Annotated in this window: 16 protein-coding genes; 9 read left to right on the top strand and 7 right to left on the bottom strand. The window is 60.3% G+C overall.

The annotated features are described in order from the left end of the window. Nucleotides 1-409: 409 nt before the first annotated feature. Together JMN36_RS03570 and JMN36_RS03565 are read right to left on the bottom strand one after the other, a co-directional pair. Entirely contained in the window at nt 410-1330 is a 921-nt protein-coding gene (locus JMN36_RS03570; RefSeq protein ID WP_221923862.1) for a DUF4862 family protein, read from the bottom strand. Between the two features lie 2 nt (nt 1331-1332). After that, nucleotides 1333-2916 (bottom strand): MFS transporter, encoded by a 1584-nt coding sequence (locus JMN36_RS03565; RefSeq protein WP_221923861.1) that lies wholly within the window; start codon nt 2914-2916, stop codon nt 1333-1335. A 226-nt stretch (nt 2917-3142) separates the two neighbouring features. On the opposite strand from JMN36_RS03565, the gene JMN36_RS03560 reads away from it, so the two are divergent. Continuing rightward, entirely contained in the window at nt 3143-5524 is a 2382-nt protein-coding gene (locus tag JMN36_RS03560) for a sialidase family protein (protein ID WP_221923860.1), read from the top strand. Nucleotides 5525-5644: 120 nt separating this feature from the next. After that, a complete protein-coding gene (locus JMN36_RS03555) occupies nt 5645-6562 on the top strand; it encodes a dihydrodipicolinate synthase family protein (RefSeq protein WP_221923859.1) in 918 nt (305 codons plus the stop codon). Between the two features lie 558 nt (nt 6563-7120). On the opposite strand, the gene nagB is transcribed toward JMN36_RS03555, so the two are convergent. Together nagB and JMN36_RS03545 are read right to left on the bottom strand one after the other, a co-directional pair. After that, complete coding sequence (gene nagB / locus JMN36_RS03550) at nt 7121-7897, bottom strand: glucosamine-6-phosphate deaminase (RefSeq protein WP_221923858.1); 777 nt, start codon at nt 7895-7897, stop codon at nt 7121-7123. Between the two features lie 177 nt (nt 7898-8074). Continuing rightward, nucleotides 8075-9397: an N-acetylglucosamine-6-phosphate deacetylase gene (locus JMN36_RS03545; protein ID WP_236881714.1), complete on the bottom strand. Its 1323-nt coding sequence runs from the start codon at nt 9395-9397 to the stop codon at nt 8075-8077. 193 nt (nt 9398-9590) lie between these two features. Between JMN36_RS03545 and JMN36_RS03540 the strand changes: the two genes are divergently transcribed. Then, the gene (locus JMN36_RS03540) at nt 9591-10604 is read left to right on the top strand and encodes an ROK family protein (protein WP_221923857.1); all 1014 of its coding nucleotides are present in this window, start codon (nt 9591-9593) and stop codon (nt 10602-10604) included. A gap of 38 nt (nt 10605-10642) precedes the next feature. Further along, a complete protein-coding gene (locus tag JMN36_RS03535) occupies nt 10643-11368 on the top strand; it encodes an N-acetylmannosamine-6-phosphate 2-epimerase (RefSeq protein WP_221923856.1) in 726 nt (241 codons plus the stop codon). An 82-nt stretch (nt 11369-11450) separates the two neighbouring features. On the opposite strand, the gene JMN36_RS03530 is transcribed toward JMN36_RS03535, so the two are convergent. Together JMN36_RS03530 and JMN36_RS03525 are read right to left on the bottom strand one after the other, a co-directional pair. Further along, nucleotides 11451-12233 carry a FadR/GntR family transcriptional regulator gene (locus JMN36_RS03530; RefSeq protein ID WP_221923855.1) on the bottom strand — a complete coding sequence of 261 codons (783 nt, stop codon included), beginning with the start codon at nt 12231-12233 and terminating at the stop codon, nt 11451-11453. A 399-nt stretch (nt 12234-12632) separates the two neighbouring features. Further along, the gene (locus tag JMN36_RS03525) at nt 12633-12923 is read right to left on the bottom strand and encodes a hypothetical protein (RefSeq protein ID WP_052722123.1); all 291 of its coding nucleotides are present in this window, start codon (nt 12921-12923) and stop codon (nt 12633-12635) included. 688 nt (nt 12924-13611) lie between these two features. On the opposite strand from JMN36_RS03525, the gene rplJ reads away from it, so the two are divergent. The 5 genes from rplJ to JMN36_RS03500 all read left to right on the top strand — a co-directional run bounded on the left by rplJ (nt 13612) and on the right by JMN36_RS03500 (nt 24595). After that, the gene (gene rplJ, locus JMN36_RS03520) at nt 13612-14124 is read left to right on the top strand and encodes a 50S ribosomal protein L10 (protein WP_204582725.1); all 513 of its coding nucleotides are present in this window, start codon (nt 13612-13614) and stop codon (nt 14122-14124) included. Between the two features lie 73 nt (nt 14125-14197). Next, nucleotides 14198-14584, top strand: a complete 387-nt coding sequence (gene rplL, locus JMN36_RS03515) for a 50S ribosomal protein L7/L12 (protein WP_012732464.1) — start codon at nt 14198-14200, stop codon at nt 14582-14584. A 480-nt stretch (nt 14585-15064) separates the two neighbouring features. Next, nucleotides 15065-18571 carry a DNA-directed RNA polymerase subunit beta gene (gene rpoB / locus JMN36_RS03510; protein WP_221923854.1) on the top strand — a complete coding sequence of 1169 codons (3507 nt, stop codon included), beginning with the start codon at nt 15065-15067 and terminating at the stop codon, nt 18569-18571. Between the two features lie 66 nt (nt 18572-18637). Beyond that, entirely contained in the window at nt 18638-22636 is a 3999-nt protein-coding gene (locus JMN36_RS03505) for a DNA-directed RNA polymerase subunit beta' (RefSeq protein ID WP_221923853.1), read from the top strand. A 612-nt stretch (nt 22637-23248) separates the two neighbouring features. Further along, entirely contained in the window at nt 23249-24595 is a 1347-nt protein-coding gene (locus tag JMN36_RS03500) for a ribokinase (protein ID WP_221923852.1), read from the top strand. Nucleotides 24596-24703: 108 nt separating this feature from the next. Here the strand turns inward: JMN36_RS03500 and JMN36_RS10865 are convergent, their stop codons facing one another. Continuing rightward, entirely contained in the window at nt 24704-24832 is a 129-nt protein-coding gene (locus JMN36_RS10865) for a hypothetical protein (RefSeq protein WP_269091283.1), read from the bottom strand. Nucleotides 24833-24852: the final 20 nt, after the last annotated feature.

The following is a 24852-nucleotide window of genomic DNA, read 5'->3' as shown; positions in this document are numbered from 1 at the left end:
GCAGTCGGGGAATTCAGTCTGAGCCGACGGTTGGTTCTCGAATAGCGGATAAGAACCTCTGGTCCGGTGCGGTCTCAATGGAGAGGGGAGCGGGCGAACGATCTTCCCTGCACAGGGGATAAAAGAGGGCACCGACGTGGGTAATACCATCGACGTTGAACTGGCGACTGCTGAGTGACATTGGCCGGTGGCTGCGCCCATTTCCCTCTTTCCAGGGATTTAATAAGCCGCCACTTCCCCCACGTGACGTCACCTCCACGCCGGGCTTATGCGATTCAGACAAACTCCCCGCCCCCAATGAAACCCCCAGATGATCCCCCGACGGGGCCTCCCCAGGAGGCCCCAGCCCAAGCGATTAGCTATTCAGCGCTCCATGTTCTCTGAGCACTGCGTCTTCGTGAGGCACTGCTTATCCCCCGGGCGCCGCGTCGTAAATGTTCTTGAGCATCGCAACGCGTTCGTTGAGAGACGATTCGCTCGGTACACACACTTTGGCGCCCAGATAAACGCCGGGCGTGTGAAGCGCTGCGTGGGCGCACTCGCGGATCCGGTCGGGCGTCATCCATGACGTCGGCTCGTCGGGATAAGCAGGCAGGTGGCCATCGACCCACGGGTAGCCGTACTGAGTATCTTTATCGCCCGCACCGCTAAACATGACGCCAGCCAGCACGCCTTTGTCGCGGGCCGTCGTGATGTGCTGTAGAGGAGTGGTCGCGTCGCGATCTTCCAGGCAGCTCCGGCCCCAATTGATATGCACTTTCACGTCATGTTCCGCGGCGATGGTACATTCGTCGGCCAATTCAAAGAAACCTTTTTCGGGTTCATGATCCTCGCGAGGTGCGTCGCAATGCTCGATGACGATGCGCGCGCCGGACCAATCCCACGTGGCGATCTCGTCGAGACTACGTGCGAAGGCATCCGAGTGGGCCCCCCGCGTCGGGGCGGAATGGAGCTGGACGTATTTAATGACGCTGCGGCTGGTTCGACTAGCCAGTTCCTGGACGGCTGTGCAGATTCGATTGGTGAATTCGAGGGCGGCAGCTCGGCCATCCTCATCGGCACTAGCCAGGCCGAATTTAGGATTCTTGCCGACGTTGACCATCGTGCCCGGAATAGCGGTGATGGTGCTGGAATTCCAGTGGTCCGCGATCTGGCGGCTGAGCCACGGGAGGCTTTCGGTGAGGTCGCCGGGGAAGGGGATCTCTAGCCCGTTGATCCAGTTCTGCTCGGCGAGGAGCGAGTAGTACGTTTCCTGGTCGCGCCGGTCGAAAGGGAGGCTGGCGTAGGCGCCGACGATGAAGTCAGGTGAAGTCGTTTTCGGGGTGTTCATGTTTACATTCCTTGCGTTTTCGGTGCGGGTGAGGAGATGTTGGTGGTGTCGTTGGCGTCGGATATGGAGTCGCTGGACGTGGAGTCGCTGGGATGCTCCTCGCCAGCTGCGATGGCCGCGATGGTTTCGTCGTCACCATCTTCGGGTCGAACAGCGTCGGGATTAACCGCCTTTTGCAGCACCTTCGGCAGGTTCAGCCCAATCGAGACGACAACGATGAGTGCGAAGCCCACGGACATGATCGCCAGCGCCACGCCCAACGACGTTTTCGCCGCGATCGAGGCGCCCAACACAGGCCCGACGGCACCGCCCAGCGCGCCGACGTTGTAGCAAAAGCCCAGGCCAGCGGCACGTTTCTCGACGGGGAAGTAGGACGACACCCACTTGGGCAGCAAGCCGGAGACACCCTGACCGAACATCTGCTGGAAGAACAACAGCGCGGCAACCAGCACAACGATTCCGCTCGTCTGTACAAACAACGGGATCACGATGATCTGCGAGAGAATGATGCTGATCGCGTACCACCGACGCATCCCCATCGCGTCACCAGCAAATCCGGCGAGGATATAACCGCACGCGTTCCCCACCGCCGCGAACGAAACGACGTTGGCCACCACGCCGGGGTCCATGCCAATCCCGTGGAGGTACGTCGGCAATAAACCTTGAATCGGCCAGGTGTACATGAATGACGCGAAGATCGTGATCATGATGAGGATCCCGATCACCCAGCGGCTCGGATCGAACTGGACGATGAAGGTGATGAACACGGCAGCTGCTGCAACACCGCAGAGTATGAGGATCGCGGCGTTCGATGTTGCCTCGGTGAAGATCACCATCAGGGCGACGAAGGCGACCACGACGGCGAGGATGTTCGGAATGCGACGCTGGCTGCCGAAGAGAATGTCGAGCATGTCGTCGTCGCGCTGATCGTCTTTTTGAGTTTCTTTCCAGTCGCTGGCTTCGGGGAGGCGGCGTCGCATGTAGACGGCGACGAAGACGGGGACGATGCCGGTGAGGAACAGCGCGCGCCAACCCCACCCCGGGTGCCAGGATTCCACCCAGCTGACCAGGTATTTATCGACCTGCGCGGCGAGGAGGACGCCGAAAGCGTAGCCGGAGAGGAGGAAGCCGGATGCTTTGTTCCGCATGTGGACCGGCCACGATTCGATGACGTAGGCCGCGGAGGCCGAGTATTCGCCGGCCATGGCGAACCCGATGATGAGGCGGAAGAGGAAGAGGAACCAGTACCCCGGTGCGAATGCGCAGGCGATGGATCCGAACGCGAACATGAGGATCGAGAGGACCATTGCGGGTTTGCGTCCCCATTTGTCGCCGGCCGCGCCGAGGAGCAACCCGCCGAGCCACCGCGAGACGAAGGCCGCGGAAATGAGGGCGGCAGATTCAACCAAGGTGAGGTCGAAAGATTTGGTTATCAGGGGTAGGGCGAAGGCAATGAGGACGAAATCGTAGCCGTCGAGGAGGACGCCGATCCACGCCGCAAAGAAGGCTTTCCAATCTTCTTTGGTGAGGTATGTCCACCACCGTTGTGCGGGAGGGTGACTGGTGGGTGACGTGCTAGTGACCATAGTGGCCTCCTCGTGTGCCTGAGGTGTGGGTGAGAGTGTGGGAGTTGGGACCGTGTTTGTGTCTCCAGCGTATCAGACATCAGACATCCGACATGTGGTATGATCGGGGCCGTTACGAAAAGTTGCCCACAGTCCGGCCCGTGATGAGCCCGGGCTGACGGTTATCTCATGTGCATCGTGCGAGCTTCCGGACGAATGGTAATTCGCATGGCAAACAGGAGCGCATATGTCTACGCTACGGACCACCCCATATCATGCAGGTTCGATACTCGCCCGCGTTCGGACCACCATTGACGGCCCGCTCATCGAGGCCCACACCTCCACGGGGGAGCTGTCGATCAGGATTGAAGATGATTATCCTCACATCACAACGCATACCCCCGATCGGGTGCAGGATCTCGACGTTGAAGACGCCACCACCATCACCGACGGCCAATGGCACAGCATTGCCCTGACCGTCGGCCCCGAAGGTACCAAGTTTTATCTCGATGGGTACCAGGCCTTTTGCGGCACGGCGACAGCATTTCTTGCCGACGTTCAGGCGGACGAATTTACCATCGCCGACGCGCCCGTCGACGTTGCCGACGTTGTCTGCACCGGGACCGTCTTGTCCGATAATGACGTCCTTGCGCACGCGGCGCCACCCCAACCCATGGTGCAGTTCGCGGCCAATCACCTGGCTGACTATGACACGCGCCGGGTCGCGCGGCTCGGAGCGGGAACGACCTTGACACGATTCCGCGTGCGTGGCGTCGGCCAGGGCGGGACGATCTTGTCGGCGGGGTACGTTGAGGCAGCGGGCGGGGAGGACGTCGAAAGATTGCGCCTGTCGGTCTCGGATACGGGTCTCACCTACGAGGTCCTGACCAGCGAAGACGAGTGGCGCACCTTCGCGATTGGTGGGCACTGGGCGGACGGTACATGGCATGATGTCGTCATCCGCGCGGGGGAAGGCGCCGTCGATCTCTACGTCGACGGATTCCGCGAAGCCCGGATCCCCGGGCAGGCATTCTTCGCCGACGCCAGCCCGGTAAACACTATTACGATTGGGCAGGATATTCACGGCCGACGGTTATTTGGCGAAGTTGCACGCGCTGCAATTTACCCCACCCCGCTCACCGACGGGGCGATTAAGCGGCTATCGCATGTCGACCCCGTTCACACACAGGCATTATTCGACCGTGGAATGCACGGGGCAGTGAGCTACCGAATCCCGTCGCTCTTGACGCTGCCGAGCGGGACGGTGATTGCCGGCGCGGATCAGCGGACGACCATCGCGAACGATGCGCCCAATGACATTAACTTTGTCATTCGTAGGTCCCGTGACGGCGGCGACCACTGGGAAGATATGCAAACCATCCTGACGTATCCAGGGGCGGGCGCCACCGGGGCAAGCGTGATCGACTCGTGCACCGTGTACGACGAGGACACCGGCACAGTCCACCTGCTGATAGACCACTTCCCGGGTGGGATCGGCCAGCCCAACAACGTTCACGGCGTGGGGCAGGATCCCGAAGGCCGGCTGATTCTGACCGACACTAGCGCTGGTGGTGCGTCGGACGCGGAGCCCTCGCCCGGGGCATCCTCACCCCCGGAGTCTTCGCCCACGACGTACGTGCTCAATCCCGATGGTTCCGTCGTTACTGAAGATGGAAAGGCCACCGAGTTCAGCGTCGACAAGGAAGGTTGGGTAACCCGCGCCGGGCAACCAGCGGGGAATATTTACTTGGCCGATGGCGAGGATTCGAATCAGACGCTGCTGACCCTCCGGACCTCGTACATTGTGCACGTGACCAGCGACGATGAGGGTGAGACGTGGTCCGCGCCCGAGTTGATCAACCACCAGGTCAAAGAGGAGTGGATGGCGTTCCTCGGGACGTCGCCCGGCACCGGTGTGCAGCTCCACCACGGCGAGCACGCGGGCCGGCTCGTGATCCCGGTGTACTACTCCGGCGACAACCCGAAGCACTTTTCCTGCGCGGTGATCTACTCCGATGACCATGGCGAGACGTGGCACCGGGGTGCTTCGCCGAATGATGGTCGGCGTTTCAAAGGGGCGACGATCGATTCGCGCACACTTGCCGACGACGAAGCGTCCACGCATGAGTCTACATTGGTGGAGCTCAAGGACGGAAGGCTCATGGTTCTCATGCGGAACCAGCACCCGTCCGGGCGCGTGGCCACGGCGATATCCGAGGATGGTGGGGAAACCTGGGGAGAGGTTACCTACCACCCGGATATCCCGGAGATTTTCTCGCAGCCTAATGCGATCGCGATCCATGATCAGCCTGGGGCTGGAGCGTCACCCGAGGTTGACGCCTCGTCCGAAGCCAATGCGCCACTGTATGTGTTTGCCAATGCGTCCCAATTGATGCCTTACCGTGGCAACGGGGTGCTCCGCGTCTCGACGGACGAGGGCAGGACATGGACGATAGCGCGCACATTCAATCCAGGCCATTACGTGTATCAATCCATGACGTACCTTCCCAGTGGGAAGATCGGGTTGCTGTGGGAAAACGAGTGGCAGGGGTTGTATCTGACACAGATTCCGCTCAGCTGGTTTGGGCCCGAGCTACAGAAGTGCGGTGGTCGTGCACATGTCGAGTAGCTAGGTGAGTGGGCGCTATGGCCCTGCTCGTAGCTCGCCTGGAGTAGTTCGCGCGCCGTCCCCCACGCCACAGTCACTGAATATTCATCGAATCTAAAAATACGTGTAAGGAGTTTCCACATGAGTTCGACATTTCGCGGAGTTATCCCACCGGTCGTTACACCCCTGACCGAGGACCGCACATTCGATCGCCCCAGCTTCAACCGCAACATCGAGCGCCTCATCGACGCCGGCGTCAACGGCCTATTTTTCCTCGGTTCCTCCGGCGAGGTTGCCTTCTCCACCGACGAGCGTCGGGACGAGATTGTCAAAGCCGCGATCGAGCAGGTCGCCGGCCGTGTCCCTGTCCTTGTTGGCTGCATCGATACGGAGACCGAGCGCGTCATCGAGCACGCCCGTCGTGCCCAAAAACTCGGCGCGGATGCCATCGTCGCTACTGCCCCGTTTTACGCGCTGGGTGGGATGGCCGAAGTTGAGCAGCACTTCCGACTCATCCACGAGGCCGTTGACCTGCCGCTATTTGCTTACGACATCCCGGTGTGCGTCCACACCAAACTCCCCGTCGATATGCTGGTCCGACTGGGCAAGGCTGGTGTGCTGGCCGGGGTGAAGGATTCGTCGGGTGACGACGTCAGCTTCCGGTTCCTCATCCAAGACAACGAAGATGCGGGACATCCCCTCCAGCTACTCACTGGACACGAAGTGGTTGTCGACGGCGCCTATCTTGCGGGTGCCGACGGCTCAGTCCCCGGACTGGCCAACGTTAATCCCGAGGTCTACGTGCGGCAATGGAAAGCGTTCCAGAACGACGACTGGAAGGGCGTTCGCGAGGCACAGGAAGAAGCTGCACGGTTGATGCGCATTGTCATGGTGACCAACGGTGTGAGCGGATTCGGGGCTGGGGTCGGTGCCTTCAAGACGGCGATGAAGCTGCTCGGCGTGTTTGAGAGCAACCAGATGCCGAACCCTGTCGCGGCGCTTGAGGGCGACAATGTGAAAGCCATCGAAAAAGTGCTGAAAGACGTGGGGATGCTGTAAGGAGTGGTGTTTTGTGGGGGGCACTGCTTTTGTCGTGGACCGGCTTTCCCCAGTGATCTGGCGTGGACCGGCTTTCCCCAGTGATCTGGCGTGGACCGGCTTTCCCCAGTGATCTGGCGTGCTCCCGTGACCTGGGGTTTTGTCACGGTAGGACACGCTCGGGGGCTATCTCGACGGCGCGACCGTGCTACCTAAGAAAAGTGTGGGGGTATATCGCGGCCCTTTGGTAAAAGTGTGGGGGGATATGGTCAATTTTTGGCCATTTCTCGCCCATATACCCCCACAGTTTTCTACGGGACCCATATACCCCCACAGTTTTCCGGAGCAGGACTCACACATGGCCATTTATTATCGGTCGTGCTGCCCCGTGTGCGACCCGCCTACTTTTGGTCGGCGCCCGAATTTATCCGGGTCCCCCCCGAATCTGTCCTAATCCGCCCGATCCCTTCAGGGCACCTAACTTCCACACATGGAAGGAACCATCCACACTCGCCCCACCTATCTACGCTCGCTTCAGGTGAGGGCCTATTCCCCGGGTCGGAGGATCAACCCCCAGCCCTAGTAACGCTGCCACTCAGGCTTATTCTTCTCCGCGAAGATGTAGTACTCCTTGTGCTCGAGGCAGGTAGCGGCCGCTTCGTCGATAATGACGGTCGCGTGCGGGTGAAGCTGCAGAACACTCGCGGGGCACGATGCGCTCACCGGCCCCTCCGCCAGCGCTTGAACTGCCGCGGCTTTGTTTTTGCCCGTGGCCAGAAGCAGCAGGTGGCGGGCGTGTTGGATCGTCCCGAGCCCCTGGGTGAGCACGTGCCGCGGCACGTCGTCCTCGCTGTCGAAGAATCGCGCGTTGTCGCTCACGGTTTGCGGGTGCAGCGTTTTCAACCTCGTTGGGGAGTTAAGCGAACTGCCGGGTTCGTTGAATCCGATGTGCCCGTCGGTCCCGATCCCGAGAATTTGAATGTCGACACCGCCCGCGTTGCGAATGCGCTCGTCGTACGCGCGCCCGGCTTCGTCGATGTTGTCGGCCAGACCGTCGGGCGAGGACACGGCTTCATCTTTGATGTCGATATGCTCGGTGAATTCGCGACGAATTGTCCGGTAGTACGACTGTTCGTGGTCGCGGGGGAGGCCCACGTATTCGTCGAGAAGGAAAGCTTGGTTGTTAGCAAAAGATAGCCCGGATTCGTTATGCCGACGAATCAATTCTTGGTACGTGCCTAGTGGCGTCGATCCCGTTGCCAGCCCGAGTGTGGCACCTTCCGAGACGTAGGGTTCGAGGATATCGGCGGCTTGAAGGCTTACTCGCTCGGGTGTTTTGCGAATGACAATTTCCATGACTCTTTGCTGTCCCTTTCTCGTTGGTTGTTTTCTTAACGATGTGAATGGTTTTCCCGTTTTATTTTCTTACCGACGTTTGACGCCGGGTTTTCTTGCCGACGTCTGACGCCCACCGCCTGACCGAGGAAGCCGCCCGCACGGAAACACTCTCGCGCGGAGGGGTGGGTTAGCGAACTAGCGCGCCGACCCGGTTTCACCCTCTCGCACATGTAGCGCTTGCCCAGCGGCGTAGACCTCTTGAAGCTCGAAGTTCGGATCCACGACGACAAAATCGGCGGGAGCCCCAACCGATAAGTGGCCAGCTCTGGTGCCGGCGGCCGAGGAGGAGACAGCGCTGCCCGGATCACCAGAAGCATCACGCCCAAACCCGAGCACGCGCCCAGCTGTCGCGCTCGTGGACCTCACCGCATCCACCGGGTCGAACCCGCGCCGAACAGCCCGAACGAACTGGTCGAACAGCGTCGAAGTTCCGCCGGCGATCGACCCCACCGACCCGTCAGTCGTCGTTAATCGAGCCACACCATCGGCCACGGTGACAGCCAACGCCCCCAGCACGTATGACCCGTCGGCCTTCCCGGCGGCTTCCATTGCGTCGGTAATGAAGAACGCCGAGTCGGGGAGCGACTCTGTGACCATGTCGACGGTCCCGTTGTGGAGGTGGACGCCGTCGGCAATGAGCTCGACAAACACCCGCCCGGGGAAATTTTTCGCCGCGGTGATCATGGCGGCTGCCGCGCCGGGTGTCCGATGGTGCAGGGGCGGCATCGCGTTGAACAGGTGCGTGGCGGTTACCATGATGCCCCGGTCTACAGCTTTGCTGACGAAGTTCATAGTGGTGTCGTAGTCCGCATCGGTGTGCCCGAGCGACAAGATGATCCCCTCGCGCGCGCACACGTCCAGGCAAGCCTCGGCACCCGGGCTTTCGGGGGCCAGTGTGATCTGCCGGATCAGGCCGGGGTAGCGGGAGGCGGCGCGCGCGAACATGTCGGCGTCGGCGGGTACGATCCGGTCGGGGTTCTGCGCGCCGCACTTGTGCGCGTTCACAAACGGCCCCTCCAGGTGTACCCCCGCGATCAGCCCCTCGTCGGCCAGCGGCTTCAGAATGTCCAGCTGCCGAACAATCTCCTGCTCATTCGCGCTAACAAGGCTGGCCAGCAGGGTCGTCGTTCCGTGCCGACGATGGAACTCCGCGGCTCGGCGGCAGCTCTCCTCATCGCCGGTCGGGAACGCCCCGCCATCGCCACCGTGATTATGGAGATCGACAAACCCCGGAATGATTGTCGGCATATCGGATGCACTCCACATTGCCGACGAGCCACTAGCCGACGGAGCCTGGCCCGAGACCTCATCCGACGCCTCGTTCGACGCATGTGTAGTTTCGCTATCCAATGGAATGACCGACGAAATGCGCGACCCCGTGACCTCGATGCGCGCATGCTCCGTGATGCCCGCAGCGTCAATGACTCGCCCCTCCACCGTGAAATCCGGATGGCTCATAGCCTTACGTGCTCCTAACTATGGTCGTGTGACTGTGCTGCCATGAAGAATACGATCGCCCGCAACTGCTGGCTCGCCGCGACGCAACTGCGCGCTCGCCACAACTATTGTGACTGCTAGTATAGGTTGTAAGACGTCTGACGTCCACGGCTCATGACAATTACCGGCGACAGCGCAGAAGGGTAGAACCACTGTGGCACTCACACTCGCACTAGACATTGGCGGCACCAAGATCGCCTGGGGGCTTATCGACGACGACGCCCCCCGCACAGTAATCGCCCACGGGCGCGTACCCAGCCAACCCGCTGGCGGGAACACCGCCGACCAGCTGGAAGTCGCCGTCACCGAAGCGCTAGCAGCGCCAGCACTATCATCGCCGGAGTTAGCAGCCGGCAGCGCAGCATCAGCCCGGACATCGTCGTCGACAAGTGAAAATACGATCGCGCGAGTCGGGGTGGCAGCCGCCGGGGTCATCGACCCCAACACCGCGACGGTCACCCGTGCCGGGGCCACGATGCCGGGCTGGGAGGGCACCGACATTGCTGCCCGCATCGCCCGCCACATCGACGCCCCCGTGTTCGCGCACAACGACGTCCGCGTGTGGGCCTTCGGCGAGCACACGCTGTGTTGGCGCGACGAGTACCCGCACTCCCGCCTGCTCTACGTCAGCCTGGGTACGGGGGTTGGGGCAGCGTTCGTTATTAACGACGATCTCGCCGCTGGTAATCGCGGCACGGCCGGTGAGATTTCCGAACTTTATTGCCCTCATTACGGCAGCGGCGTTGCTCGGTGCGAAGACGTGGCGTCCGGTCCGGGGCTCGTTGCGACGTATCACGAAGCGATTTCGGAGCGCGACGGTCAGTCCGGTTCACGCCGCGACGCTGCCCTTGCGTCCCCGTCGACAGTGACTGACCTAATGGAAATGGAACAACAAGGGGACTCCTTATCGACAGACGTCCTCGACCGGAATCTGCACGGTTTTGGCCAGATGCTGGGAACGCTCGCGATGGGGCTCGACCTCGATGCGATCATCCTCGGTGGGGGAGTGTCGGGGTTGGGTGAGGCCATCACGCGGCGAATTCGCGATGGCGTGCGCAGCCATCTGGCTTACAGTGTTCGGCCGTGCGATATTCGCGATAGTGCCCTGCGCGAAGGCCCTCTTGTCGCTGCCGCCGTTTACGCTCGAGCGCGGCATAAGCGCTCGTAACCACCCTCCCCACGCACCAACCGAACAAAGGAGATCTCATGCCCTTCTCATTTTCCGCCTCCACCCCCGCTGAAAAGCGCCAGGAGCTGCGTTCGATCGTCGCGGGCGACATCATCGTGTCCGCCCAAGCTCCCGACGGCCACCCGCTCCGCGACACTCACGCGTTAACGCTGAGCGCGAAGGCCTGCGTCGATGCAGGCACGCCCGCGATTCGCTGCGGTGGCTATGGGGGAATCGCCGACATCACGTCCATCGGCGACGCCGTCGATGTCCCCATCTTCGGATTAACCAAGGAAGGTGACTCCGGCGTGTACATCACGCCGACGGTCGCGTCGGTCAAGGCGGTTGCCGACGCAGGTGCCGCGGTGGTCTGCGCCGACGCCACCGGCCGACCACGTCCCGACGGATCCTCCACCGAAGACCTGGTGAAAGCGGCTCACGAGTCCGGCGCGCTGTTCATGGCGGATTGTGACACCGCGGCTAACGGGATAGCTGCGTACGAGGCTGGGGCGGACATCGTGTCCTCAACATTGTCGGGATACACCCCGGCGACGGAACACCTTGATGGCCCTGACCTGGACTTCATCTCCACTGTTCGGGACGAGGCGGGGGAGGAGCCGCTGCTCATCGCGGAAGGGCATTATCATTCCCCCGACGCGGTGAAGGACGCGCTCCAGCGTGGAGCCAACGCTGTCATCATTGGATCCGCCATCACCGATCCGAGGTGGCTCACGGGGTTCTATCGCACCGAAATCGGGAAGTAGTTCGTCGGCAAGCGCCCGCCTAATAACAAGGGGCGCGGGCCTCTCAGCACCGCGCCTCAGCACCGCCCCCCAGCAGCTCTACCTACTTAACCCCAAGCGCTTCGCGAAGCGGTTCGTAATGGTCGACGACGGCTTGCCGGTAAGCGTCCTCATCTCCCGCGACAATGGCGTCGACAATCTTTTGGTGAGCATCCACGGTCTGCTCCAGGTTATCTTTCGTGGTCAGATGCAGCTTCGGCACCGCCACCATATGCACCCGCCACAGCGCCTTGGACAGCTCCTGGATGAGCCCGTTGCTGGTCACCGACAGAATGTGATCGTGGAACATGGAATCAGATTCCATGAACGGCTCGTTCCGCATGACCGCGGATTTCATCTGGTTAATAAGGCGCCCCAGGAACACCCCGTCAATGTCGTCGCGATGCTCAATCACGTCGCGCGAGATCTGCAAATCTAACGCCTGCCGCGTATCGACCACATCGATCAGCCGCGACCGTGCGTGGTCGTCGTCGAGAGTAATGCGCAGGGTAAGGCCATTGACCAGGGGCTCAAGAGACATATCGGCGACGAATGTGCCGAAGCCGCGTCGGACCTCGAGGATGTCCAGGCTCACGAGGGTTCGGATCGCTTCCCTCACCGACGACCGCGACAGTTTCAGCGATTCCACAATCGTGAGCTCGCTAGGCAGCGGGTCGCCGACTTTGAGGTGGTTGTCCCGGATGTAGGCAACAATCGACTGCATGGCCACATCAGTTGCCGAGCGGGCCTCAGAACCGAAGAGCCCCGTATTGCTGCTCCGATAGGTGTTCCCATAGCTGCGGCCGGTGGCAGTGGAATGCGATTTGGTGTTGTCTTGGCCACTCACAGTGAAGCTGACCGCTCCTTCATTGCCGGATTCGTGTCGTGTACAAGGGTTCGTACGAGGACTATTTTTACAGGAATTATTGTCCTGTACGAAGACGGAATATGTATGGGAATTGCGTATTCGGGGGTATCGGGGGTTTAGTGCCGACGTGTGTTTCGTGGGGCCGTAAAACATTCGGTCAACGAAGCTCCCGATCCGCGCCGACGGCCTACGGAATGACGGCCCGCGCCGACGCACCCGAAAGTGCGCCCCGCGAAATCACGCAACCATGAAACGACGGGACCACCGTCGGAAATTAACAGTGATCCCGAATTCGTTCGCATCAGCCATAAAGCGGAACTACATCTAGTTCCGCACGGGCTCCTTATCCAGCGCTGGACGAGCCCCTATGGCCGAGGTTTACAGCCCCTGGCTGACCTGATCAATCAGGTTCTGGGTGAAATCCTTGGGCTGCGGCTTCACGAAGAAGGTGCCGTCGGTGGCCTTAGCGACCGTGTCGCCCGCACTCACTGTTTCCCCGTCGGGAAGCTGGAACTGTACGTTGTCGCGAGTCTCAAAGGTCGGCTTGACGTAGTCGCCACCCTCAATCCACTGCTTCAGTGCAGCTTCGCTGGTGCTGGAACCGCTGTGGACGTGCGATTCGACGATGTCGACATTGGACATATCAGCGGGTGGGGGAAGAACGATCATTGATAACTCCTTCAATGAGGCGGTAAAACTTCAAATGTGCATCACACGGGGTCACATGCATCAAGCATGGTCATGTGGTGCAGGCACAACCGCGCACAAAGAACGCGCACCAATTTTGCGCAGGTAAAACGCACGCCGAAAATTGTGCCGATTATGCTTTTCTACTATAGACGCACATGTATGACAATCCTTCTTTTTGTAAATCGAAGCATTTGGAGGTCGACGGCAAGCCGGCGGCAGGCCTAATTGCCGACGACGGGGCTGCGATGTTCAAGCGCCGACTCGAACGTCGGAACTGCGCCGACGTAAACGCGGCCCCAAACGTCGTCGATTTTGAAAATGTGCACTTGGTGTGTAGTCTCCACCGAGGAACTTTAGGATAGTTCACGTTTCACCACAGACCGTCGGTCCTCAGGGAAATCTGAGCGAAGTGTTGCTCATCCGAGTGACGGCCCACGCAGGAGACAACGCGAACGCAAAGTATTCATCACCACGCTCCAGGTTCGAACCGGATACAAGGTTTCAGCCGGAGAGTGCGAAGTTCAGAGCATTATCGACGCGAACGTCGTAAGGCCTTGACACGAAATAGAGAGTGATGAACGAATTGTGCGCCCCGCCTCCTGTGCGGGGCGTTACTCATTGGGTCTCCCCGACGGTGAAACTTACCGAAGGAAGGAGGCGAGAGTACATGGCCAACCCGAAGAACACTGCAGCTGTCAAGGAGCTCACTGCGCGTTTCCAGAACGCAAGCAGTGCAATCCTGACGGAATACCGTGGTCTGTCCGTTACTGAGATGACAGAGCTGCGCAAGGAACTTGGCGCTGAGGTTGAATACTCCGTCGCCAAGAACACCATGATCAAGCTCGCCGCACGCGAAGCTGGCGTCGAAGGTCTTGACGAAGAACTTCTTAACGGCCCTACCGCTATTGCATTTGTCAATGGCGAAGCGGTCGATGCCGCGAAGGCAATGAAGAAGTTCGGCGCAGACCACGACGCTTTCGTGGTTAAAGGCGGAACAATGGATGGTTCGGCTCTGACGGCCGAGCAGATCCAGCAGCTCGCGGACATGGATAACCGCGAGACCACACTGTCCAAGATCGCCGGTGGATTCAACGGCGTTCTGGCAAATGTTGCGTCCTTGCTGGGCGCACCGCATTCCGAGATGGCACGCCTGGCCGCGGCCCTCGAGGAGAAGAAGTAAACACTGTCGGTTCGCCGCCGACAGGCGGGTACGGAACCTCCCACACGAAGACGCGTAGAAAGGAAGCCATATCATGGCTAAGTACACCAACGAAGAGCTCATCGAAGCTTTCAAGGAAATGACCCTCGTTGAGCTCACCGAGTTCAAGAACCTCTTCGAAGAGACCTTCGACGTCACCGCTGCTGCTCCGGTTGCTGTTGCTGCTGCAGGCGCTGCCGGTGGCGAAGCTGCTGCTGAGGAAGAGAAGGATGAGTTCGACGTCGTGCTCGAGGACGCTGGCGCCAAGAAGATCGGCGTTATTAAGGTCGTCCGCGAGGTCGTCTCCGGCCTGGGCCTGAAGGAAGCTAAGGACCTCGTTGAGTCCGCTCCGAAGGCTATCCTCGAAGGTGCCTCCAAGGACGACGCTGAGGCTGCCAAGACCAAGCTCGAAGAGGCTGGTGCAAAGGTTTCCCTCAAGTAAGACAGGGATATGCGCAATTAATCCAGCGCAACGCGCAGCTCACCCGATTCCGGCCCATACGGTGCAGGAACGGTGTGCAGCGTAAATACCGCAAACAGGGGCTTCCCAGAACGGGAGGCCCCTGTTTTGTCATATGTATTAGGGTGTTGGCGGTAGGGTAGTGGTGCAGGCGCTTAGTTTGTTCGCGCGACGTTCCGCCGCGCCCACCGCGCCCACCGCGGAGCTGTACGCTAAGTTCCGCGCCCCCGCCACAGAGTGATAAAAAACCATTAGACATGGCGCCATAAGTAGTATAAGATAGTCCGTTGCGCTGGATCCCCGTGCACAGATTTCTCGTTAGGCCTTGTACCAATTCCTTCAAAAACAGGATTTGACAAGGTCCTTTAGTGATATCCAACCACGGATGATCCGCTTTTTGGAAGAAGACACTCACTCTTTTCACGCAGGCAAACCACAGCGAGCACGGTCACCCCGCGTGAGGTGCTGGAAGGACCCATCTTGGCAGTCTCCCGCCAGACCAGTTTAACGTCCGGAATCCCCGGCGCGACGAAACGCTACTCGTTCGCGAAGATTAAAGAGCCGATCGAGGTCCCTGGCCTCCTCGATCTGCAGCGCGACTCGTTCGCGTGGCTTATTGGCGCACCCGAATGGCGCGCTAAGAAGCAGGCTGAGTCCGAAGAAGGCGCGCGTATTACCAGCGGCCTGGAGGACATTCTAGAGGAGTTGTCTCCCATTGAGGACTACTCCGGCAACATGTCCCTCACCCTATCCGAGCCCCGCTTCGACGACGTCAAGAACACGATCGATGAAGCCAAGGATAAGGACATTAACTACTCCGCCCCGCTCTATGTGACGGCGGAATTCACCAACGCCATGTCTGGCGAAATTAAAAGCCAGACCGTATTCATTGGCGATTTCCCAATGATGACGGACAAAGGCACGTTCATCATCAACGGTACCGAGCGTGTCATCGTGTCCCAGTTGGTTCGCTCCCCTGGCGTCTACTTCGACGAGTCCATCGACAAGTCGACCGAGCGCCCGCTGCACTCCGTCAAGGTCATCCCTTCCCGCGGTGCATGGTTGGAGTTCGACATCGACAAGCGCGACACCGTCGGCGTTCGCATCGACCGTAAACGTCGTCAGCCCGTCACCGTGCTGTTGAAGGCTTTGGGTTTGTCGACGCAGGACATCACGGATCGTTTCGGTTTCTCCGAACTCATGATGTCCACCCTCGAGCACGATGGCGTCGCTAATACCGACGAAGCTCTCCTGGAGATTTACCGCAAGCAGCGCCCGGGTGAATCACCCACGCGCGATTCCGCTCAGGCTTTGCTGGACAACAGCTTCTTCAACCCGAAGCGGTATGACCTGGCGAAGGTTGGCCGCTACAAGGTGAACCGCAAGCTCGGTTTGGGCGGCGGCTCCACCACGGGCGAGCACACGCTGACCGAAGAAGACATCCTGACCACCATTGAGTACTTGGTGCGTCTGCACGCCGGTGAGCGGACGATGGAATCGCCCGACGGCACCGAGCTGATGATCACCACCGACGATATCGACCACTTCGGTAACCGACGCCTCCGCACCGTCGGCGAGCTGGTCCAGAACCAGGTTCGCGTCGGCCTGTCGCGTATGGAGCGTGTTGTGCGTGAGCGCATGACCACGCAGGACGCGGAATCCATCACGCCGACCTCGCTGATCAACGTGCGTCCTGTGTCGGCAGCGATCCGCGAGTTCTTCGGAACGTCGCAGTTGTCGCAGTTCATGGACCAGAACAACTCCCTGTCTGGCCTGACTCACAAGCGTCGTCTGTCCGCCCTCGGACCTGGCGGTTTGTCTCGTGAGCGCGCAGGTCTGGACGTTCGTGACGTCCACGCCTCGCACTACGGCCGCATGTGCCCCATTGAGACGCCTGAGGGTCCGAATATTGGTTTGATCGGCTCCCTCGCGTCCTACGCACGCGTTAACCCGTTCGGGTTCATCGAGACGCCGTACCGTCGCGTCGAAAATGGGCAGGCTACCGACGTTGTCGACTACCTCACCGCTGATGAGGAAGACCGGCACATCGTCGCCCAGGCCAACACGAAGATGGACTCCGAGGGCCGCTTCGTTGAGGACACCGTCGAGGTCCGCATGAAAGGCGGAAACGTCGAGGTTGTCCCGGCGAGCGAAGTGGACTACATGGATGTGTCCCCGCGCCAGATGGTGTCCGTGGCTACCGCCATGATTCCGTTCCTGGAGCACGACGACGCCAACCGTGCCCTCATGGGCGCGAACATGCAGCGCCAGGCTGTGCCGCTGCTGCGCAACGAAGCGCCGTTCGTCGGCACCGGTATGGAACTGCGCGCCGCCCACGACGCCGGCGACGTTGTGATCGCCCGCCGTTCGGGTGTCGTCGAAACCGTGTGTGCAGACTTCATCACCACCCTTGGCGACGACGGCCAGCGCGACACCTTCCTGCTGCGCAAGTTCGAGCGCACCAACCAGGGGACCTGCTACAACCAGAAGCCCCTCGTTGAGGCCGGCGACCGCATCGAAGAGGGACAAGCCCTCGCCGACGGCCCCGGCACCGAGAACGGTGAAATGGCCCTCGGCCGTAACCTCCTCGTGGCGTTCATGCCATGGGAAGGCCACAACTACGAGGACGCCATCATCCTCAACCAGCGGATTGTCGAGGAAGATGTCCTCACCTCAATCCACATTGAGGAACACGAAATCGACGCCCGCGACACCAAGCTCGGGCCAGAGGAAATCACCCGCGATATCCCGAACGCATCGGAAGATATCCTCGCTGACCTCGACGAACGCGGCATTGTCCGCATCGGTGCCGACGTTCGCGACGGCGATATCCTCGTCGGTAAGGTCACCCCGAAGGGTGAAACCGAGCTGACGCCGGAAGAGCGCCTCCTCCGCGCGATCTTCGGCGAGAAGGCCCGCGAAGTTCGCGACACCTCCATGAAGGTTCCGCACGGTGAAACAGGCAAGGTCATCGGCGTTCGCGTGTTCTCCCGCGAAGACGACGACGACCTCGCGCCCGGTGTTAACCAGATGGTTCGCGTGTACGTCGCCCAGAAGCGCAAGATCCAGGATGGAGATAAGCTCTCCGGCCGCCACGGCAACAAGGGTGTAGTCGGCAAGATCTTGCCTGCTGAGGACATGCCGTTCCTGCCTGACGGAACGCCGGTCGACATCATTCTGAACACGCACGGTGTGCCGCGTCGTATGAACATTGGACAGGTGCTGGAAGTTCACCTCGGTATGCTCGCGAAATCTGGATGGAAGGTCGACCCCGAGTCCCAAGACCCCGCGGTCAAGGCCATGCTGGAAACGCTTCCCGAGGACCTCTACGACGTCCCCGCCGATTCTCGCGTTGCCACCCCGGTGTTCGACGGCACGACCAACGAAGAGCTGTCCGGACTGATGCGCTCCTCGCGGCCCAACCGCGACGGCGACCAAATGGTCAACGAATTCGGCAAGTCCACCCTGATCGACGGCCGGACGGGCGAGCCCTTCCAGCAGCCGATCTCCGTGGGCTACATGTACATGCTGAAACTGCACCACCTGGTCGACGAGAAGATCCACGCGCGCTCCACCGGCCCGTACTCCATGATCACCCAGCAGCCGCTCGGTGGTAAGGCACAGTTCGGTGGTCAGCGCTTCGGTGAGATGGAAGTGTGGGCCATGCAGGCCTACGGTGCCGCCTACACGCTGCAGGAACTCCTGACCATCAAATCCGACGACGTCATCGGCCGTGTCAAGGTGTACGAAGCCATCGTGAAGGGCGACAACATCCCCGACCCGGGAATTCCGGAGTCCTTCAAGGTGTTGCTCAAAGAGCTGCAGTCTCTGTGCCTCAACGTTGAGGTCCTCTCCGCCGACGGAACCCCGGTTGACCTGGGTGCCGACGATGACGATCTCGACCAAGCCAACGCATCCTTGGGTATTAACCTCTCCCGCGACGAGCGCTTCGACGCTGACGCGGTGTAGAGACCTCCCAACTAGTAACCAGTACTCATCCGAACAACCCTCGTGAACGAGGGGAAAGGACGTTACGTGCTCGACGTCAATCTTTTCGACGAGCTCCGCATCGGTCTCGCCACGGCCGATGACATCCGTCGCTGGTCACACGGCGAGGTCAAGAAGCCCGAGACCATCAACTACCGCACCCTCAAACCCGAGAAGGACGGCCTGTTCTGCGAACGCATCTTCGGGCCAACCCGCGACTGGGAATGTGCCTGCGGTAAATACAAGCGAGTCCGCTACAAGGGCATCGTCTGTGAACGCTGTGGCGTGGAAGTGACCAAGTCCAAGGTCCGCCGTGAGCGCATGGGCCACATCGAGCTGGCCGCGCCCGTCACCCACATCTGGTACTTCAAGGGCGTGCCCTCACGCCTGGGGTACCTGCTGGACCTCGCACCGAAAGATCTGGAAAAGATCATCTACTTCGCCGCGAACATCATCACCTCGGTGGACGAGGAGGCCCGTCACACGGACCAAGAAACCCTCGAAGCCGACATGTTCATGGAGAAGAAAGAGGTCGAGGCTGACCGCGACGAAGAACTAGCGGAGCGCCAGCAGAAGCTGGAAGAAGACCTCAAAGAGCTCGAATCCAACGGTGCGAAAGCCGATGCCAAGCGCAAGGTTCAGAACGCCGCTGAGCGCGAAATGCGCCACATCCGTGAGCGTGCCGAGCGTGAGATCGACCGGCTCGACGAGATCTGGAACACGTTCATCAAGCTTGCTCCCAAGCAGATGATCGTCGACGAAACCATCTACTCCGAGCTTGTTGACCGCTACGAGGACTACTTCACCGGCGGCATGGGTGCAGAAGCCATCCAGACGCTGATTAAGAACTTCGACCTCGAAGCTGAAGCGGAGAAACTCAGCGAGGTTATCCGCGACGGCAAGGGACAAAAGCAGGTCCGCGCGCTCAAGCGTCTGCGTGTTGTCGCCGCCTTCCTGCGCTCCGGTAACGATCCGGCAGCGATGGTCCTGGACGCCATCCCGGTGATCCCGCCCGAGCTTCGCCCGATGGTTCAGCTCGATGGTGGCCGCTTCGCGACGTCGGACCTCAACGACCTGTACCGTCGCGTCATCAACCGCAACAACCGTCTGAAGCGCATGATCGACCTCGGCGCGCCCGAGATCATCGTGAACAACGAGAAGCGCATGCTTCAGGAATCCGTCGACGCGCTCTTCGACAACGGACGTCGCGGACGCCCCGTCACGGGCCCCGGCAACCGTCCGCTGAAGTCGCTCTCTGATTTGCTGAAAGGTAAGCAGGGTCGCTTCCGTCAGAACCTGCTGGGTAAGCGTGTCGACTACTCCGGCCGTTCGGTGATTATCGTCGGCCCGCAGTTGAAACTGCACCAGTGCGGTCTGCCGAAGCTCATGGCGTTGGAGCTGTTCAAGCCATTCGTCATGAAGCGCCTGGTGGAGAAGTCCTACGCGCAGAACATTCGCTCCGCGAAGCGGATGGTGGAGCGGCAGCGTCCCGAAGTGTGGGACGTCCTCGAAGAAGCCATCGCGGAACACCCCGTCATGCTTAACCGTGCGCCGACGCTGCACCGCCTGGGTATTCAGGCGTTCGAGCCGGTCCTCGTCGAGGGTAAAGCTATCCAGCTGCACCCCTTGGCATGTGAGGCGTTCAACGCCGACTTCGACGGTGACCAGATGGCTGTCCACCTGCCGCTGTCTGCGGAGGCCCAGGCTGAGGCCCGCGTGCTGATGCTCGCCTCCAACAACATCCTGTCCCCGGCATCCGGTAAACCACTGGCCATGCCGCGTCTGGACATGGTGACCGGCTTGTACTTCCTCACCCTGGAAAAGAGCGAGGATCAGCTCGGTGGCGAAGGCGCCTACCACGAAGCCGACGAGAACGGCCCGAAGCGTGGCACATACTCGTCCTTCGCCGAGGCCCTCATGGCGCGCGACCGCGGAGTGCTTGGCCTCCAGGCGCCCATCGAGGTTCGCATCAGCCACCTCCGCCCGCCGGAGGATATCGAGGCAGAACTGTTCCCCGACGGATGGCAGCGCGGCCAAAAGTGGACCGCCCACACCACCCTAGGTCGCATCATGTTCAACGAACTGCTGCCGTGGAACTACCCGTTCGTCAACGGTGTCATGGCGAAGAAGGCGCAGGCCGTCATCATCAACGACCTCGCCGCACGGTACCCCATGATCACCGTCGCGCAGACCGTCGACAAGATGAAGGACGCCGGTTTCTACTGGGCAACCCGGTCCTGTGTCACCATCTCCATGGACGACGTGCTCGTTCTTCCCAACAAGGAAGAAATCCTGCAGCGGTACGAGAAGCAGGCTGCGACCATCGAGAAGAAGCTCGCCCGAGGCAAGATCAACAACGAAGAGCGCTACCGCTCCCTCGTTGACCTGTGGAAGGAATGCACCGACTTCGTTGGTGAATCCGTCGAGAAGATCTACCCCGACGACAACCCAATCCCGATGATCGTGAAGTCCGGTGCTGCCGGTAACATGCGCCAGATCTGGACGCTAGCCGGCATGAAGGGCATGGTCACGAACTCGCGTGGTGACTACATCACCCGCCCGATTAAGACCTCCTTCCGCGAGGGCTTGTCGGTCTTGGAGTACTTCAACAACTCGCACGGTTCGCGTAAGGGCCTGGCCGACACCGCTCTGCGTACCGCCGACTCCGGTTACCTCACGCGTCGTCTTGTCGACGTCGCTCAGGACGTTATCGTTCGCGAAGACGACTGTGGGACTCTTAAGGGTCTGGAGGTCGACGTCGCGAAGCCGGTACTGGACGCCGAGGGCAACGAAACGGGAGAATTCACCCGCGCTGACTTCTTGGAGACCGCGCTGACCGGCCGTTACCTGGCCAAGGATGCTGTCAACGACAAGGGCGACGTTATCTACGAGCGTGGCGCTTTCGTCGGCGATGCCGAAGCCAAGAAGATGGTTGCCGAGGGCGTGCGGACCGCTACTGTCCGGACCGTCATGATGTGTGAAACCGCCACCGGTGTGTGCGCGACCTGCTACGGACGCTCCATGGCCACCGGCCAAAAGGTGGACATCGGAGAAGCCGTCGGTATCGTTGCCGCGCAGTCCATTGGTGAGCCTGGTACGCAGCTGACCATGCGTACGTTCCACCAAGGTGGTGTCGGTGGCGATATTACCGGTGGTCTGCCTCGTGTGCAGGAGCTCTTCGAAGCTCGTGTGCCCAAGAACCAGGCGCCGATTGCGTCCACTGAGGGAACGATCGAGCTCGAGGACGACGGCAACTTCTACACGCTGACCATCACGCCTGACAACGGCGAGGACGAGGTCGTGTACGAGAAGCTGTCGAAGCGCCAGGGTCTGGCAGTGACGCAGGAACCCGGCGGATTCGAACACCAGCTGCGTACCGGCGACCATGTTGTCACAGGCCAGCCACTGCTGCGCGGTGCTCCCGATCCGCACGAAGTGCTTCGCGTTGAAGGCGTGACGGGTGTGCAGAAGCACCTCATTGAACAGGTCCAGAAGGTCTACCGTGACCAGGGCGTGGCGATCCATGACAAGCACATCGAGATCATTGTCCGGCAGATGCTGCGACGCCTGACTGTCGTCGATTCGGGATCCACCGAATTGCTGCCGGGTAGCCTGATTGATCGGAACGAAGCGCGAGCTATTAACAAGGCCGTCGCGACGAATGGTGGCGAGGGTGCCGCCTTCCGTCAGGAGATCATGGGTATTACCAAGGCGTCGTTGGCCACGGAATCCTGGTTGTCCGCGGCGTCGTTCCAGGAGACCACTCGTGTCCTGACCGATGCGGCGATCAACAAGCGGTCCGATAAGCTCATCGGTCTGAAGGAGAACGTGATCATCGGTAAGCTCATTCCGGCTGGTACGGGCATCTCCCGCTACCGGAACATCTCGGTTGAGCCGACCGAGGAGGCCCGTGCGCAGGCGTTCTCCATGAACACCAGCTACGGCGATGGCTTCTATGGCGAAGACGGTGCGTACGGCGAATTCACCGGCGCGGCTGTTCGCCTGGATGACCAGGGGTTTGATGGAGGCTTCGGCGACATTAGCTAGGTGAGCCTTTGAGGGGTGGCGCGTTGCTGGCGGGCCGGTTAGCCGGCCAGGGTGCCATCAGCGTGCTGCCTCTCAAAAATGATTTATCGGCAAATTCCCGGGTGCGAGTTATCTCGCACCCGGGAATTTTCTATTTTTAATTGGCTTTTCTCGTCGCTTGTTAGGTGTTCGTGGCTGAGAGAGGTATGTGGGGTGGGGCGTTTAGGTTTTCATGCGAGTTGTGTAGTGCGAACGCGTGTGCCCGCGGGTTAGCGCGGGCCCAAGTCGGCGTTGCCGCTCAAAACTGCGCCGGTATATCTCACTTTGCCCGGGCTCCAGGAAAACTGCGGGGGTATATGGTCAATTTTTGGCCATTTTTCGCCCTTATACCCCCGCACTTTTCAGTTGAGCACCCGACATACCCCCGCACTTTTCTCCCTAGGAGAGAAAAGACCGATTTCTGAGTGCATCGAATGCGTCAAAGGGGGAAAGGTTCGTTTCGTATGCTATTTATATCAGTCCTACATGAGAGACCACGCCCATCATGCGCGGTAAGCCTCGCAGCTCGTACCGGGTAAGCTCCGCGCTCATACGCAACCACCCACCTAACCTCACCAGATCTCTAAATAACCTATGAAAAGCAATCCAGACCTCTCGAACGTCAAAGAAATCCTCACATCCGTCGTCTCTTCCCCGGGGAAAGTCACTGTAGTCGGCTCACTCAACGTCGATCTAACTGCGCGGGTCGAGGAATTCCCAGCTCCCGGGGAAACAGTCCCGGCCGCTGACCTGACGTATGGGCCCGGCGGTAAGTCCTCGAATCAGGCGGTCGCGTCGTCGAAAATTGGGGCGGATGTCGCGATGGTGGGCGTGGTTGGCCATGATGCTTATGGGAGTTTTGTGCAGCGAAGTTTGGAGGATGCGGGGGTTGATACGTCGCGAGTTGTGGCCCACGATCTGCCCACCGGGACCGCGCTGATTACGGTGAATGCGGCCGGTGAGAATACGATTGTGTACTCGGCGGGCGCGAATCGGAGCGTGTCGCGGGCGGACCTGCAAGCGGCCGCGGATGTTCTGCAGTCCGCGGATGTTGTCGCGCTCGGCTTTGAATCTCCTGCAAGTGTGGTGGCGGCCGCGATCGATGTGGCTCGCTCTGCTTCCGACGCAAATACTGAAACAAGCGCGCACACGAATGTCGGGCCCATTGTGCACGCCGACCAAAACAACCAGCCCCGTAACCACCGGAATAATAGTGGCGAAGCTCGGAAAACTCGCCGATCACCGCGGATTATTTTGAATTATTCTCCAATTATTGACGTTGACCCGGCGCTGTTGAATGGGGTCGATATCGTGGTTGTGAATGAGATTGAGCTGCGATCTTTGGGGGAGCGGTATGGATCCGCCCAATTGCCGACGCAGGAACGAGGTGGATTGGCTAACGTAGCCGGATCCAAGGTCGACGAACATGTCGGCGCAAAGCTCGAGGACGCTCCTACTGTTCGCGACTCCGCAAGCAGCATGGCTAAAGAAGATGGTGCGGATGAAAATGGCCGGTTCACTACGGCGACGCGGCTAGTCGCCGTGATGAGCCTCGGAGGTTTGATTGTGACGCTCGGCCCGGAGGGCTGTTTTGTCGTGGAGTCTGAGGATTCCTCAGAAAGCGGTGACGTTAATCCGACGAGGGACGGAGACCGAAGCGATCGCGCCAACCCAACCGACACCGTCCCCACTACTAACGCAGTGTATGTGGAGGGATATCCAGTCGATGCAGTCGATTCAACCGGGTGCGGCGATTGCTTTATGGGGACGGTCGCCGCATCGATAGCCTCCGGACAAAGTCTGCTGGATTCCGCCAGGTTGGCAACCTTCGTTGCATCTCGCGCCGCGACCAAGCAGGGCGCTCAAAGTTCATATTCCTCCGCCGAGGAACTCGCGGACCAGCTCAAACACGACCAAGCGAACCAGCAAATACGGAGCTGATCGATCGGACTGCGGAACTGATCGACAGGTTGATAGAGGGGCGGGCTCGAGGTTCACGTGCCACCCACCCCCGTCGGGAATTCTTCGTATCAGGGAACATTTCGGGCTTCAGCGGAACACATCAAATAGAGGCCGAGAGCGAGCGTCGACAAGCCGAATAAGAACGGCAACAACGACAAGAACGCCACGTCCACGAACGAGCCGCACAACAACGGTCCGCACATGAACGTTTCGCATAACAACGTTCCGTCACGGAC

The organism is Corynebacterium pseudokroppenstedtii (genome assembly GCF_019754945.1).
Lineage (GTDB): Bacteria > Actinomycetota > Actinomycetes > Mycobacteriales > Mycobacteriaceae > Corynebacterium > Corynebacterium pseudokroppenstedtii.
The sequence above is the reverse complement of the archived record's forward strand: the minus strand, read 5'-3'. Positions and strand labels throughout refer to the sequence as shown.